The organism is Blastococcus sp. TML/C7B (assembly GCF_016612845.1).
GTDB lineage: Bacteria > Actinomycetota > Actinomycetes > Mycobacteriales > Geodermatophilaceae > Blastococcus.
Genome location: NZ_JAEOAA010000002.1, coordinates 1174891 through 1189245, shown reverse-complemented (window position 1 = coordinate 1189245; position 14355 = coordinate 1174891). Strand labels below are relative to the sequence as shown.

Here is a 14355-nt window from a genome sequence, read left to right as displayed (position 1 = left end):
CTCAGAACTCGTCCGGGCACCACGGGGTGACCGGCCAGCCGAACCCCGTCGACGCCTGGACGACGGCGCCCGGGCTCACCTCGTGCACCCGGCCGGCTGCCTGCAGCGAGGCGAGGGTGACCCCACCCAGGTAGGCCGCCGACAGCTCCTCGATGCCGAGGACGACGTCGGGGTCGCGGTCGGTGCGGTCGCAGAAAGCGCCGGCGGGGTGCCCCCACAGGTGCCAGCGGCCGGTGTTCTCCGGGCAGAACTCGTCGCGCACCTCGAACACCAGGTCCAGCGGGGCGGGGTAGCGGCGGGCGGAGAGCGCGCGGCCGACGTCGACCACCCGGACCCACAGCGCGTCGACCGGCCGGGCGTGCAGGGCGCGCGGGTCGGCGAGCAGGTGGCGCAGCGGGTCGTCGTCCGAGGCCATCGGGGAGTGGACGGTGCGGACGAGGTCGATCGAGAGCAGGTACCGCCACAGCGCGGCGTAGCCCGCCGGCGTCGCGGCGCGCACCTCGCCGACGGTGAGCTCGCCCTCGGGCTCGCTCGTGTCGCTCCAACGGGCCTTGCGCCGGTAGGTCGCGTACCCGGTCGCGGAGCCGTCGGCCTCGGTGTGCAGCAGCAGCTGCTGGGCGGGCCGGCCCTTGCGCTCCTCGGGCTCGTCGAGCAGCACCCGGTCCCACCAGCGCTCGTCGCGGGCCAGGTTGCCCGGCACCCAGCGGCGCAGCTGCTCGTGCACCCGCGCGGCCGCGGCCCGGAACTCGCCAGGCTCCGCCGGCCGCACCGCACCGGTGCCCAGGTCGGTGCCGGGCCGCAGCCGCAGCCGCTCGGTGCGGCCGGTCCAGCCGCCGCGGCGGGTGGCCGGGGCGTAGCCGAACCGGCCGTAGATGGCCGACTCCGCCGCCCAGAGAGCGGCGACCGGCTCGCGCTCGGCCGCGCGGATGTCGTCGAGCTGCCGGCGCATGATCGCGGTGAGCACGCCGCGCCGCCGGTGGGTGGGGGCGACGGTCACCCAGGTGATCCCCGCGCAGGGGACGACGGCGCCCGGCACGGTCAGCTCGCGGCTGTAGATGCCCGCGGTGGCGACGACCCGGTCGTCCTCCCACAGCGAGAGCGACCGGTCGAGCTCGGCCCACGGCGAGGGGACGTCGACGAACCGGCCGCTGGGCTCGTCGCCGAACACCCCGTACATGGCGCGCAGGAACCGGGGCCACTCGTCGGCGGTGATCGGGCGGAGCTGGGCGGCGGGGTCCTCGGGCACGGCCCGTGTCTACCGGTCGGGGGACTCTGGGCGCCAACGGGTTGTCGCCCGGCCCCGCGCTGCCCAGGATGCGCGGATGGACGACGAGCGGCCGATCGGCTGGTGGGTCAAGCGCCTCGACGCGCTCCTCGAGGAGGCGCTGGACTCCGTCGTCACCGGTGAGGGGCTGACCCGCCGCCACTGGCAGGTGCTGCACTCCCTCGCCGGCGGCGCCGTCCCGGAGGTCGACGTCGTCGCCGCGCTGGCCGACTTCGCCGGCGACACCACCGCCGTCGTCACCGACCTGGCCGCCCGCGGCTGGGTGGACCGGCCGCGGGCCGGCCTGCTGCACCTGACCGCCGAGGGCGTCGCCGCCCACGACCGGGTCCTGCGGGCGGTGGGCCGGGTGCGCCGGCACACCGCCGACGGGCTGTCCCGCCAGGAGTACGAGCGCACCGTGCTGGTGCTCGCCCGGATGGTGGAGAACGTTGGAGCGGGCGCTCGGCCGGCCCGGGGATCAGGAGCGCAGGTAGGCCAGCGTCGCCATGACCCGGCGGTGCTGGTCGCCGTCCTGGGTGAGGCCGAGCTTGGCGAAGATGTGCTGGGTGTGCTTCTCCACCGCGCCGGGGGTGACGACGAGCTCGCGGGCGATCGCGGTGTTCGAGTGCCCCTCCGCGATCAGCCCGAGCACCTCGCGCTCGCGGGGGGTGAGCCGCCGCACCGGGTCGTCGGCGCGCCGCCGTCCCGGGCACCTGCCGGCGTGCCTCGACGGCGGCGCGCAACCCCTCGTCGGTGTGCGTCGGCGGCATCCGGACGTCGACGACGGCGACCCGGTCCTTGAGCAGGTAGCCCACCCCGCCGGTGCCGTCGGCCAGCAGCTCGTCGGCGTAGGCCACCTCCACGTACTGGGAGAGCACCAGCACCGCCGTCCCGGGCACCTGCCGGCGCGCCTCGACGGCGGCGCGCAACCCCTCGTCGGTGTGCGTCGGCGGCATCCGGACGTCGACGACGGCGACGTCCGGCCGGTGCTCGACGACGGCGGCGACCAGTGACGGGCCGTCGGCGACCGCCGCGACCACGTGGGTGCCGGCCTCCCCGAGCAGCCGGACCAGGCCCTCCCGCAGGAGGACCGAGTCCTCGGCCAGCACCACGCGGAGGGCTCGGTCCCGGGGTCCGCTCACGTGCACGGCAGCTCCGCCGTCAGCCGGGTCGGCCCGCCGCGGGGGCTGTCCACGGTCAGCTGCCCGTCGACCGCGTGCAGCCGGTCGGTGAGCCCGGCCAGCCCGTGCCCGGGGGCGAGCACCGCGCCGCCGGCGCCGTCGTCCTCGACGACGACCCGCAGCCGGCCCGCCGCGCAGACCAGGGCGACCCGGCACAGCGTCGCGTCGCTGTGCTTCGCGACGTTGGCCAGCGCCTCGCTGACCACGAAGTAGGCGGTGTTCTCGGTGACCGGCGCCAGCCGCTCGGTGGGCAGGTCGACGGAGAGGTCGACCGGCACGGGGGAGCGGGCGGCGAGCGCGGCCAGCGCCGCGGCCAGCCCGCGGTCGGCGAGCACCGGCGGGGCGATCCCGCGGGACAGCGCGCGCAGCTCCTCGAGGGTCTCCCGGGCCAGGTCGGTCGCCTCGCCGAGGGTGGCGCGGGCGCGCGCGGGGTCGGTGTCGAGCTGCCGCTGGGCGCGGGCGAGGTCCATCGCCAGCCGGACCAGCCGCTGCTGCGGGCCGTCGTGGATGTCGCGCTCCAGCCGGCGCAGCGCGACCGCCTCGGCGGCGACGGCGGCCTCGCGGCCCTCGGCGAGCCGGCCGATCTCGGCCTGCGCGGCCGCGCGGGAGGTCAGCATCACCCGGCCCAGCTGGGCCTGCAGCAGCGCGACGGCGCGGACGACGAAGGGCAGCAGCAGGGCGAACACGACGCCGATCGCGGTGTTCAGGGCGATCCGCCGGCCGGCCGACGTCTCGAACCCCAGCAGCTCCAGCAGCTCCAGCAGGTCGGTGTTCTCGGTGTCCTGCGCGGCGTCGGGCAGCGCCCAGTCCCAGGCGCCGTAGGTGAGGCCGCCGAGGGCGAGCGACCAGGTGGTCACCGTGACGACGAAGGAGACGGTCGCGAGCGGGAAGCGGACGAGGGCGTGCAGGGCGTCCAGCCAGGTCTGCGGGTCCCGCAGCGGGGTGAGCAGCTTGCGGACCGGGCGGCCCTCGGCGACGAGGTAGGCGGGGTGCGGGACCGGCCGGTCGAGCACGGCCGGCAGCCAGGCCCGCTCGACGGTGGCGAACCCGCGGGCGGCGAGCAGCGTGGCGGCGAGAACGGCCACACCCACCCAGACCACGAGGAGCCCGGCGCCCGCGGCCAGGCCGGTGACCACGACGACGAAGGCGGCGATGGCCAGCGGGAAGCCGGTCAGCGTGTAGCCGGTGTCGATGCCGAGCCTGCGGAGCAGGCGCCGGGGACGTCGGATCGGCGCGGGTTCGGCGACGGTCATCGCGGGGAGGACGGCGGTGTCGGTGGTCATGCCGTCGAGCCTGGTGCAGGGCAGGGGCGCGTCCCAGCCCGCTGGCTGGTCGATCGGGGGTCGGGCTGGCCCGAACGGAGCGGCGTCATCGCGGTACCGATGCTCGCGGCCGGGGCCCGCCGGTGTCCAGCGCCCGGGCCCGGCGCTCCCCGCTTAGGGTCGGTCGAGGCGCGGACGTCGCGGGCACGGGGGACAGGACCCCGCGCCGCCGTGCCCGAACGGGAGGTCCTCCGTGCGTGCTCGTGCCATCCCCGCCGTCCTGGTTGCGGTGGTCGCTGCCGGGTGCACGGCCTCCGCCACGGACTCCCCGGGCGCGCCGGAGGGAGAGGACGCCGGAGCGGCCGTGACCGCCGCCCCCGGCGAGCGGCTCACCCTCCTGCCGCAGACCGAGCCGGCCGCCGCGGCGCTGGCCGCCAGCGACGTGTTCTTCGACAGCAGCCCCGTCGTGGTGAGCGCCCGGGCGGACGACCGCCCCGGCCTGCTGCTCGCCGCCTCCGCCGCGGTCGGGCTCGGGGTGCCGCTGCTGGTGGACGACGGCGACGGGTTCGCCGACGAGCTGGACCGGCTCGACGCCGGCACGGTGCTGGCGGTGGGGGAGGCCGACGGCGCGGGTGCCGACGGCCCCGACGTCGTCCGCGTGCCCGCGCGGGCGGGTGCGGTCGCCGCGAGCACCGGGCTGCCGCTCGACGAGGTCGAGGAGGTGGCGGCCGAGGATGAGCTGGAGGCGGTCGCCGATCTGGACCGCGACGAGCCGGTCGCGCTGGTCGACGAGGCGCCGGACGACCCGCGGGCCGACGACGACGTCGAGCAGCTGCCGCGGGTGCGCCCGGGCGCGGACCGCGCCGGCACCGTCGTCCTCGTGCCGGCGGAGGACGACGCGGTCGCCGCCGTCGCCACCGCCCGCGCCGCCGGTGCGCAGGTCGTCGTGCTCGACGGCCCGGCCGATCCGCGCGGCTCGGAGGCGGCGCGCACGGCGCTGGCCGACGAGGGCACCGAGTCGGTCGTCGCGCTCGGCGACCTCGCCGCCGACGAGGGCCTGGACTGGAAGGTGGAGACGGCGGCCTCCGGCACCGAGCTGCCCGGCGGCGGCCAGCTGCTGTTCCCGGGGCGCCTGCTCGTCGCGCTGTACGGCTACCCCGGCTCGGCCGCCCTCGGCGTGCTGGGGGAGCAGCCGGTGGAGGCGGCCATCCAGCGCGCCCGGGACCACGCCGCCCCGTACGAGCCGCTCGCCGGCGGCCGGACGGTGGTGCCGTCGTTCGAGATCATCGCGACCGTGGCCTCGGAGTTCCCCGGCCCGGACGGCAACTACTCCACCGAGAGCGAGGTCGACGCGCTGCGGCCCTGGGTGGAGGCGGCGGGCGAGGCCGGTGTCTACGTGGTGCTGGACCTGCAGCCCGGCCGCACCGACTTCGTCACGCAGGCCGAGCGCTACCGGCCGCTGCTGGAGCTGCCGCACGTCGGGTTGGCGCTGGACCCGGAGTGGCGGCTGGCCCCCGACCAGGTGCACCTGACCCAGATCGGCTCGGTCGGCGTCGAGGAGGTCAACCGCGTCGTGGGCTGGCTGGCCGACCTGACCCGGGAGGCGCGGCTTCCGCAGAAGCTGCTGGTCCTGCACCAGTTCCGCACCGACATGCTGCCCGGGCGCGAGGCCCTCGACGTCTCGCGCGACGAGCTGGCGGTGCTCGTGCACGCCGACGGCCAGGGCTCGCAGGGGGACAAGCAGGCGACCTGGAACCGCGTGCGGGAGGGCGCACCCCCGGTCTGGTGGGGGTGGAAGAACTTCTACGACGAGGACGCCCCGATGCTCACCCCGGAGCAGACCATGGAGCAGGTGCAGCCGGCACCGGACCTCGTCAGCTACCAGTAGGCGCTCGCCCCTCCCGTTCTGTCGGTGTCCTGTGATGTGCTGGCGCGCACACCGACCGGAGGAGTGGTTGCCAGGTGACCAGCGTGGCGCTCGGCCCGACCGACCAGCTCGATCCGCGGCTCCTCGAGCACCGCCGCGAGCTCACCGGCTACTGCTACCGGATGCTCGGCTCGGCGTTCGACGCCGACGACGCGGTGCAGGAGACGATGGTGCGCGCCTGGCGCGGCCTGGCCGACTTCGAGGGCCGCTCGGCGCTGCGGTCCTGGCTCTACCGGATCGCGACCAACGTCTGCCTCGACCAGCTCAACGGCCGGAACCGACGGGCGCTGCCGATGGACCTGGCGGGCGACCCCTACCCGCCGGTGCCGGCGTCGCTGGCGGGTCAGCGGCCGATGACGGCCTGGATCGAGCCCGTGCTCGACCGGCAGGTGCTGCCCGAGGACGGCGATCCGGCCGAGCAGGCGGTCGCCCGCGAGTCGATCCGGCTGGCGTTCATCGCGGCGCTGCAGCACCTGCCACCCCGGCAGCGGGCGGTGCTCATCCTGCGCGAGGTGCTGCGCTGGAAGGCCGAGGAGGTCGCCACGCTGCTGGAGACGACGGTGGCGTCGGTGAACAGCGCGCTGCAGCGGGCGCGGGCCACCCTCGCCGACCTGGACGGTCGCCCGGCGCCCCGCAGCCTGGACGACGACGACCGCGCGCTGCTCGCTCGCTACCTGGACGCCTTCGAGCGCTACGACATCGAGGCGTTCGTGCAGCTGCTGCACGAGGACGCCACCCAGCACATGCCCCCTTTCGAGATGTGGCTCCGCGGCGCGGAGGACATCGGCACCTGGATGCGGGGGCCGGGCGCGGAGTGCGCGGGGTCGCGGGTCTTCCTCACCTCGGCGAACGGGACGCCGGCGCTGGCGCAGTACCGCCGCCGCGAGGGCGGTGGCCACGAGCCGTGGGGGTTGCACGTGCTGGAGATCGAGGGCGGGAAGGTCGCCCACATCTCCAGCTTCCTCGACCTCGGGACGGGGCTGTTCGCCAAGCTCGGCCTGCCCGCGGGCTTCGACTGAGCGCACCGGCGCGGAGCTAGTCCGCCGCCCCGTGCTCGGTCAACCACACCGCCCGGCGGCGGGGGGAGGCCTGGGCGAGCCAGGCGTCCTGCACCACCTCGGCCAGTTCCTGTCGGCTGATCTCGCCGAGCCGGCTCGCCTGCACCAGCACCGAGCGGTGGCCGTCGAAGTGCGAGGTGGTGAAGAACGGCGTCCGCTCGTCCTGGACCAGCGCGAGCTTGTCCGTCTCGTCGGGCACCCAGAAGACGATCACGTCGGGCAGCTTGCGGCCCTCGGCGTCGACGGCGTCCGGCCGCGGGGTGCGGAAGAAGACGAAGGACTTCCCGCCCACCTGGTAGACGGCGTTGCCGCCCGACCCGTGGACGACGGTCACGTGCGGCATCGCCTGCGCGAGCTCGTGCACGTCCTCGACCCGCGCCGGCCGGTCAGCGGTCACGGCCGGCAGCGTAGGTGCGGGATCCGCGTTCGTGGAGCGGTCGCGCCGCGGAGCGGGTACCAAGGGCGGCATGTCCGACTTCGAGATCACCGCGCTGGTCCTGGCCGAGCACGAGATCTTCCGGCGGGACTTCGCCGCGCTCGACGACCTGCCCGCCGACGAGCTCGCCGCCGCCTGGGAGGCGCTGCACGCCAAGCTCGAGGTGCACGCCGTGGCCGAGGAGCAGCTGTTCTACCCGCTGCTGGCGCAAGAGGCCGACGGCGAGGAGGAGACGGCCGAGGGGGTGCACGACCACAACGAGATCCGGCACGCGGCGGCCGCGGTGGGGGAGCAGGAGGTCGGCAGCGAGGCCTGGTGGGAAGCGGTGCGGAACGCGCGGCAGGTCAACGCCGACCACATGGCCGAGGAGGAGACCGACTTCTTCCCGCCGTTCAAGGAGGCCGTCGACGACGAGCAGCGCGAGGCCCTCGGGATGCGCTGGCTGGCCTTCCACGACGAGCACGAGGAGGCCGAGGGGCTGTCCGGGGAGGACGCGGACGTGGCCGAGGTGGTCGCGATCGAGGTGCCCGAGGGCGACCCGACCGCGTAGGGCGCTGGTCAGCCGGGAGGTCGTCGCGCGTACCCGGGCGCGCCGCGCAGCCGCCGGCCGCGCGAGCCGAAGGACTCCTCGTTGACGCCCCGCCGCAGCCCGGGTCGGGTGGGCCGCTCGGCCAGGGACGGGAAGGGGCCGGGCTGGCAGTGCGGGCACCACCAGGTCTCGCGGGAGTAGGGCGTGCCCGTGACCGAGTCCCGGAAGGCCACCGGCGTCCCGCACCGGCGGCACGGCCGCTCGGCCCTGCCGTACACCCAGTGGGTCTGGCCCCGGCGGGTGTCGCCCGTGGTGACCTGACCCGGGTGGTCGAGCGAGTGCTGCATCATCCGGCGGGCCAGGCGGACGGTGGCCCGCAGGTCGACCTCGCGCACCGGCGTCCAGGGGGAGTAGCCGCGCAGGTAGCAGGTCTCGACGGCCCACAGGTTGCCGATGCCGGCGAGGTTCTTCTGGTCCAAGAGCGCCTCGACCAGCGGCCGCCCGGGATCGCGCAGCAGCCGCTCGACGGCCGCGTCCTCGTCCCACGACGGCCCGAGCAGGTCCGGCCCGAGGTGACCGACGACCGCGTCCTCGCGCGCGGTCTGGACGAGCTCGAGCACCGGCATGCGCAGCGCGTACGCCGTCGGGCCGTCGGTGTGCAGGACCAGCCGGATCTCGTCGTCGAAGGTGCGCGGCAGCCGCTTGCCGGGACCGACCACCTGCCAGGCGCCGTCCATCTGGAAGTGGGTGTGCAGCGTCAGCCCGCCGCTGAAGCGGGTGAGCATGTGCTTGCCGTAGGAGTCGAACGCAGTGATCGTGCGGCCGGCGAGGTCGGCCGTGGCGAGCTGCGGGACGCGGAAGTCGCTGCGCACGACGGTGCGGCCGACCAGGTGCCCGCGCATCCGGCGCGCGGCCTTCCAGACGCTGTCTCCCTCGGGCACGTTCCCATGGTGCCCGCCGGCTGACGGTCCCGCCGTCGCGACGAGAACGGCATCTCCTCGGAACGACGTGCTCGGACGCCCCGTCGGACCCTGAGTCGAGGGGCGTGACCCCGATGTGCGGTCGGAGAGGCCGTGACCTCAGCGCGCCCGAACGGGAGTGAAGCGGACCGGCATCGTGCGCGGCCCGAAGATGAACGCGGAGTCCTGCCACGTCGGCGGTCCCGCCGGCTCGATGTCGGGCAGCCGGGTGAGGATCTCGCGCAGCATCGCGGTGATCTCGACTCGGGCGATGTGCATGCCCAGGCAGGTGTGGCGGCCCACCCCGTATGCGATGTGCGGATTGGGGCTGCGGTCGACCCGGAACGCGTCCGGCTCGTCGAACACCGTCTCGTCGCGGTTGGCCGAGCCGTAGTAGACGACGACCTTGTCACCGGCGGAGATCTGCCGGCCGCCGAGCACGGTGTCCCGCGTCGCCGTGCGACGCATGTAGATGACCGGGCTGACGAAGCGCAACATCTCGTGCATCGCCGGCCCGAGCAGGCCATCGAGGTCGGCCTGCAGCCGCCGCCGCTCTCCCGGGTGGTCGAACAGCGCCTGCACCCCGCCCGCGACCAGGTTGCGGGTGGTGTCGCCACCCGCGTCGACGAGGAGCAGGAAGAACAGGCCGAAGTCCATCTCGTCCAGCCGCCGGCCGTCGACCTCGGCGTGCAGCAGCCGGCTGGCGAGGTCCTGGCCGGGCTTCGCGCGCTTCTCCGCCGCCACCTGCGAGGCGTAGCCGAACATCTCCAGCACTGCCTTCGTGCCGGCACCCTCCGGCACCTTCACGGGGTCGGCGTGGATGGTCTCGGTGAGGTGGTAGAGGCGGCGGCCGTCCTCGAGCGGGATGCCGAGCAGCTCCGCGATGACGTACGACGGCAGCTCGCCGGCGACGTCCGCGACCAGGTCGCACTCGCCCCGGCCGGCCACCCGGTCCACGATCGTGGCGGCCAGCTCGCCGATACGGCCGCTGAGGGCCTGTGCCGCCCTCGGCGTGAACTCCTCGTGCACCAGCCGCCGGTAGCTGGTGTGCAGCGGCGGGTCGCACGAGATCATCATCTGGTGATCGCCGGATCCCAGCGCCCCGCCGGCGTCGGCGATCATGATCGAGGGCTCGGATGAAAAGGTCTCGTGGTCCTTCTCGACCGCGATGACGTCGGCGCGCCGCGTCACGACCCAGAAGTCCGGCCCGCGCGGGTCGGCGTGGCGGTGGACCGGGTCGTGCCGGCGCAGCCAGCGGAACTGCTCGTGCGGCTGGCTGCCGGCGAAGGCCGTCGTGTCGAGCAGGTCGATGCGCGGCGCAGTCGTGGTCATGCCGGAAGCTAGCAGGGGAAGCAGCGCCCACGCCCTGCTGAGCTGCGCGGACACGCATCCACCCATGGCGAGGATGTGGAGCGGGTGACCGGGATCGAACCGGCATGGCCAGCTTGGAAGGCTGGGGCTCTACCATTGAGCTACACCCGCGAGGTGCCCGGACAGCCTAACGGCCGGAGCGCTCGCGGCCGCGCCGCCCCGGGCCGGACGCCGCTACGGTGCTCGACGTGACGCAGACCACGTGGATGGACGCCACCGCACAGGCCGAGCTGGTGCGCTCCGGCGAGGCGAGCCCGGCCGAGCTCGTCGACGCCGCGATCGAGCGCATCGAGCGGGTGAACCCGCAACTGGACGCGGTGATCCGCGACCGCTTCGACGACGCCCGCAAGGAGGCCGGGGGCGAGCTCCCCGACGGCCCGTTCCGCGGCGTCCCGATGCTGCTCAAGGACCTCGGTTGCCACGTCGCGGGCGAGGCCACGAACTACGGCACCTCGTTCCTGCGCGACGCCGACGTCCGCTGGCCCACCGACAGCTACGTCGCGCAGCAGTTCCGCGCCGCCGGATTCGTCTTCCTCGGCCGCACCAACGTGCCCGAGTTCGGCACCACCATCACGACCGAGCCGGCGGCCCACCGCCCCACGCGCAACCCGTGGAACCCGGGGCACTCCGCCGGTGGCTCCAGCGGCGGCTCGGCGGCGGCCGTCGCCGCCGGGATGGTCCCGGTCGCCCACGCCAGCGACGGCGGGGGATCGATCCGCATCCCGGCGTCCGAGTGCGCGCTGGTCGGTCTGAAGCCCACCCGCGCGCGCGTGAGCCACGGCCCGGAGGTGGGGGAGAGCTGGGCCGGCGCCACCACCGACGGCGTGGTCACCCGCACGGTGCGCGACGCCGCCGCCGTCCTCGACCTGATCAGCGGCGCCATGCCCGGTGACCCCTACGTCGCCCCGCCGCTGCCCCGAGCCCTCGCGGACGAGGTCGGTGCCCCGGTCGGCCGGTTGCGCGTCGGGATCCTCGACACCGAGCCGGGGGAGCCGTCGCCGGACTGCCGCGCCGCCGTGGACCGCGCCGGGCGGCTCCTCGAGCAGCTCGGCTGCGCCGTCGAGCCCACCACCCCCGACGTCATGTTCGACGAGCGGTTCATGCGCGGCTTCGGCGCCACCATCGCCGCCGACATCGCCCTGGCCCTGGCCGCCCACGAGCGCCTCCTGGGCCGCCCGGTGCGCGACGAGGAGCTGGAACGCCGCAACGCGACCTACCGGGCGATGGGCCGGCAGATGTCGTCCGCCGACTACCTGGCCGCGCGCGCCGAGCTGGCGACCTGGGCGCGGCAGATGGCCGCCTTCTGGACGCCGACGGAGCAGGGCGGCCGCGGCTTCGACCTGCTGGTCACCCCGACGGTGGGCGCACCCCCGCCGGAGCTCGGCTGGTTCGCCGCAGCCGGCCCGGAGCAGGAGGGGCGACGCGTGGGGGCCTTCATGCCCTACACCGCCCAGTTCAACGTCACCGGCCAGCCGGCGGTCAGCCTGCCGCTGCACTGGACCGCCGACGGGCTGCCGGTCGGGGTGCAGATCGTCGCGGCCTTCGGGCGGGAGGACGTGCTCGTCCGGGTCGCCGCAGCGCTCGAGGACGCGGCGCCGTGGGCGGACCGCCGTCCGCCGGTCTCCGCCTGAGACGTCGCCCGGCCGTCCACGACCGGCCGGGGCCCTAGACTCGGCCCGGCCACGGGGTGTGGCGCAGCTTGGTAGCGCACCTGCTTTGGGAGCAGGGTGGCCGCAGGTTCAAATCCTGTCACCCCGACCAGGTCTTGCAGCAGGCTCACATCCTGTCACCCCGACCAGGTCGTGCAGCAGGCTCACATCCTGTCACCCCGACCAGGTCGTGCAGCAGGCTCACGTCCTGTCACCCCGACCAGCCGCCGGCCGCATCCCGGCCCGGCGTGCGCTCGCCCGTCGCCCGTAGACTCGTGGGTCGACGCGGCGCTGTCGAGCACCGAGCGCCCCACCCACTGTCTTTATCGAGGAGCACTGCCGCTGTGAAGAGCACCATCGAGGAACTCGGCCCCACGCGGGTCCGGATGGCGATCGAGGTGGCTTGGGGGGACCTGGACCACGCCTTCGGTGAGGTCTACAAGGAGCTGGGCAAGCAGGTCCGCGTCCCCGGCTTCCGCCCCGGCAAGGTCCCCAACCGCGTGCTCGACCAGCGCATCGGCCGGCCCGTCGTCCTGGAGCAGGTCGTCCAGCACGCCATCCCGGAGGTCTACTCCGAGGTCGTCCGCGAGAACCAGGTCCGCGTGCTCGGCCAGCCCGACATCGAGGTGACCAAGCTCGAGGACAACGAGACCCTCGAGTTCACCGCCGAGGTCGACGTCGCCCCGCAGCTCGAGCTGCCCCCGCTCGAGGACCTGTCCGTGACCGTCGACGACGTCGAGGTCACCGACGAGGAGATCGACCAGCAGATCACCGTCATGCGCGAGCGCTTCGGCATGCTGCAGTCGGTCGAGCGGGCCGCCCAGGACGGCGACTTCGTCTCCATCGACCTCGAGGCCAAGCTCGGTGACGAGGTGCTCGAGGACGGCTCCACCACCGGCATGTCCTACGAGGTCGGCTCCGGCAACCTCATGGAGGGCCTCGACGACGCCGTCCGCGGGCTGTCCGCCGAGGAGTCCAAGACCTTCCAGACCGCGCTGCTCTCCGGCCCCAACGCCGGCGAGACCGCCGACGTCACCGTCACCGTCCGCTCGGTGAAGGAGAAGGAGCTCCCCGAGCTCGACGACGAGTTCGCCTCCACCGCCAGCGAGTTCGACACCCTCGACGAGCTGCGCGAGGACGTCCGCACCCGCCTGGCCCGCACCAAGGTGATCCAGCAGGGCGCGCAGGCCCGCGACAAGCTGGTCGAGCACCTGCTCGAGGCCGTCGAGGTGCCCATGCCCGACAACCTGGTCGAGCGCGAGATCGAGTGGCGCAACCGCGCCTTCGAGGGCGAGCTGCAGCAGGCCGGCATGGACTGGGACAGCTTCCTCAAGATGTCCGGTGTCGAGAGCCGCGAGGCCTACGACGCCGACCAGCGCAAGAACGTCGAGGAGGCCGTCCGGACGCAGTTCATCCTGGACGCGATCGCCGACGCCCGTGAGGTCACCGTCGACAACGACGACCTCTCCGCGCAGATCATGGCCCAGGCCCAGCGCAACCGGATGAGCCCGGAGCAGTACGCGCAGCAGCTGCAGCAGGGCAACAACATCGCCGAGTTCGTCGCCGACGTGCGCCGGACGAAGACGCTGGCCCAGCTGCTCGAGCAGACGACGATCACCGACGCGTCGGGCACCGTCGTCGACCTCGAGGCGCTCCGCCCGAAGACGGTCCAGGCCCCGGCCGAGGACGCCGCTGACGAGGACGCCGCCGACGCCGAGTTCGCCGCCGAGGCCACCGCCGTCGAGGCGGCCGAGGGCGCCGTCGAGGACACCGAGGTCGTCGACAAGGCCTGATCGCCCCCGCAGCACCGCACGCGACGCCGCTCCACCCGATGCCGGGTGGGGCGGCGTCCGTCGTTCCGGGACGTCCTGGCCGGTCCGGCCGCTGCGCCGACGGCGAACACCACCCGTCGCGGGACTGCACCGTCGGAGGTGCGCGTTAGGGTCGACAGGACTCAGGCGAATCGCCGGGGAGCACCGCTCTCCGGAGGGCCGTCGAAGCCCGCACCATCGCCCCGCACCACGACTCACCAGTCCACCGAGACCGACTGCTCGACAGTCCTACGGAGGTCACCGCACCCGTGAGCACTACCCACCCGAACCTCGCGAGCGCCCCCATGATGCGCGGCGCCGGCGGCATGATGAACCTCGGAGACTCCGTCTACGAGCGCCTGCTGCGCGAGCGCATCATCTTCCTCGGCACGCAGGTGGACGACGTCATCGCCAACCAGCTCGCGGCGCAGATGCTGCTGCTGTCGGCGGAGGACCCGAAGACCGACATCCACTTGTACATCAACTCGCCCGGCGGCTCGGTCAGCGCCGGCATGGCGATCTACGACACGATGCAGTTCATCGACTGCGACGTCGCCACCTACGGCATGGGCCTGGCCGCCTCGATGGGCCAGTTCCTGCTCACCGCCGGCACCAAGGGCAAGCGCTACGCCCTGCCGCACGCGCGGATCATGATGCACCAGCCCTCGGCGGGCGTCGGCGGCACCGCGGCCGACATCGCCATCCAGGCCGACCTCTTCCGCCGGACGAAGAAGGAGCTCAACGAGCTGCAGTCCTTCCACACCGGCCAGAGCGTCGAGCAGATCGAGAAGGACTCCGACCGCGACCGGTGGTTCACCGCGCAGGAGGCCCTCGAGTACGGCTTCGTCGACCACGTCGTCAGCCGCGCGACCATGACCGACAGCGCCAACCCGGTCACCGACAACTGA

General features: G+C 74.3%; 11 protein-coding genes, 2 tRNA genes and 1 pseudogene. 7 read left to right on the top strand and 7 right to left on the bottom strand.

From position 1 onward, the window contains the following. Position 1 precedes the first annotated feature (1 nt). The 3 genes and pseudogenes from JKP76_RS18650 to JKP76_RS18640 form a co-directional block, all read right to left on the bottom strand. A complete protein-coding gene (locus JKP76_RS18650; RefSeq protein WP_200492250.1) occupies positions 2-1246 on the bottom strand; it encodes a GNAT family N-acetyltransferase in 1245 nt (414 codons plus the stop codon). Between the two features lie 496 nt (positions 1247-1742). Then, positions 1743-2406: pseudogene (locus JKP76_RS24255) on the bottom strand (response regulator transcription factor). Next, positions 2403-3728, bottom strand: coding sequence for a sensor histidine kinase (locus JKP76_RS18640; RefSeq protein ID WP_200492249.1), 1326 nt, complete (start codon positions 3726-3728; stop codon positions 2403-2405). The pseudogene JKP76_RS24255 and the gene JKP76_RS18640 overlap by 4 nt, the downstream one beginning before the upstream one ends. 343 nt (positions 3729-4071) lie before the next feature. On the opposite strand from JKP76_RS18640, the gene JKP76_RS18635 reads away from it, so the two are divergent. Further along, positions 4072-5595 carry a hypothetical protein gene (locus tag JKP76_RS18635; RefSeq protein WP_309229533.1) on the top strand — a complete coding sequence of 508 codons (1524 nt, stop codon included), beginning with the start codon at positions 4072-4074 and terminating at the stop codon, positions 5593-5595. A gap of 74 nt (positions 5596-5669) precedes the next feature. Next, positions 5670-6653, top strand: a complete 984-nt coding sequence (locus JKP76_RS18630) for a sigma-70 family RNA polymerase sigma factor (RefSeq protein WP_200492247.1) — start codon at positions 5670-5672, stop codon at positions 6651-6653. A gap of 16 nt (positions 6654-6669) precedes the next feature. On the opposite strand, the gene JKP76_RS18625 is transcribed toward JKP76_RS18630, so the two are convergent. Further along, a complete protein-coding gene (locus JKP76_RS18625) occupies positions 6670-7089 on the bottom strand; it encodes an MmcQ/YjbR family DNA-binding protein (RefSeq protein ID WP_309229534.1) in 420 nt (139 codons plus the stop codon). Positions 7090-7159: 70 nt separating this feature from the next. Between JKP76_RS18625 and JKP76_RS18620 the strand changes: the two genes are divergently transcribed. Beyond that, positions 7160-7678 carry a hemerythrin domain-containing protein gene (locus JKP76_RS18620; protein ID WP_200492246.1) on the top strand — a complete coding sequence of 173 codons (519 nt, stop codon included), beginning with the start codon at positions 7160-7162 and terminating at the stop codon, positions 7676-7678. An 8-nt stretch (positions 7679-7686) separates the two neighbouring features. Here the strand turns inward: JKP76_RS18620 and JKP76_RS18615 are convergent, their stop codons facing one another. From JKP76_RS18615 to JKP76_RS18605, 3 genes are all read right to left on the bottom strand, one after another. After that, entirely contained in the window at positions 7687-8598 is a 912-nt protein-coding gene (locus tag JKP76_RS18615; protein WP_200492245.1) for an Fpg/Nei family DNA glycosylase, read from the bottom strand. A 138-nt stretch (positions 8599-8736) separates the two neighbouring features. Continuing rightward, on the bottom strand, positions 8737-9948 hold the full coding sequence (locus JKP76_RS18610) for a cytochrome P450 (protein ID WP_200492244.1): 1212 nt from the start codon (positions 9946-9948) through the stop codon (positions 8737-8739). A gap of 76 nt (positions 9949-10024) precedes the next feature. Next, a tRNA-Gly gene (locus JKP76_RS18605) sits at positions 10025-10098 on the bottom strand. A 77-nt stretch (positions 10099-10175) separates the two neighbouring features. Between JKP76_RS18605 and JKP76_RS18600 the strand changes: the two genes are divergently transcribed. From JKP76_RS18600 to JKP76_RS18585, 4 genes are all read left to right on the top strand, one after another. Next, the gene (locus JKP76_RS18600) at positions 10176-11618 is read left to right on the top strand and encodes an amidase (RefSeq protein WP_200492243.1); all 1443 of its coding nucleotides are present in this window, start codon (positions 10176-10178) and stop codon (positions 11616-11618) included. Between the two features lie 52 nt (positions 11619-11670). Further along, a tRNA-Pro gene (locus tag JKP76_RS18595) sits at positions 11671-11748 on the top strand. Positions 11749-11980: 232 nt separating this feature from the next. Next, on the top strand, positions 11981-13429 hold the full coding sequence (gene tig / locus JKP76_RS18590; RefSeq protein ID WP_200492242.1) for a trigger factor: 1449 nt from the start codon (positions 11981-11983) through the stop codon (positions 13427-13429). 287 nt (positions 13430-13716) lie between these two features. Beyond that, positions 13717-14355, top strand: coding sequence for an ATP-dependent Clp protease proteolytic subunit (locus JKP76_RS18585; RefSeq protein ID WP_375335662.1), 639 nt, complete (start codon positions 13717-13719; stop codon positions 14353-14355).

Bases quoted from the DNA above. Each gene is read 5' to 3' on its own strand.
- JKP76_RS18640 (WP_200492249.1), bottom strand. From the start codon at position 3,728: ATGACCACCGACACCGCCGTCCTCCCCGCGATGACCGTCGCCGAACCC.
- JKP76_RS18620 (WP_200492246.1), top strand. From the start codon at position 7,160: ATGTCCGACTTCGAGATCACCGCGCTGGTCCTGGCCGAGCACGAGATC.
- JKP76_RS18610 (WP_200492244.1), bottom strand. From the start codon at position 9,948: ATGACCACGACTGCGCCGCGCATCGACCTGCTCGACACGACGGCCTTC.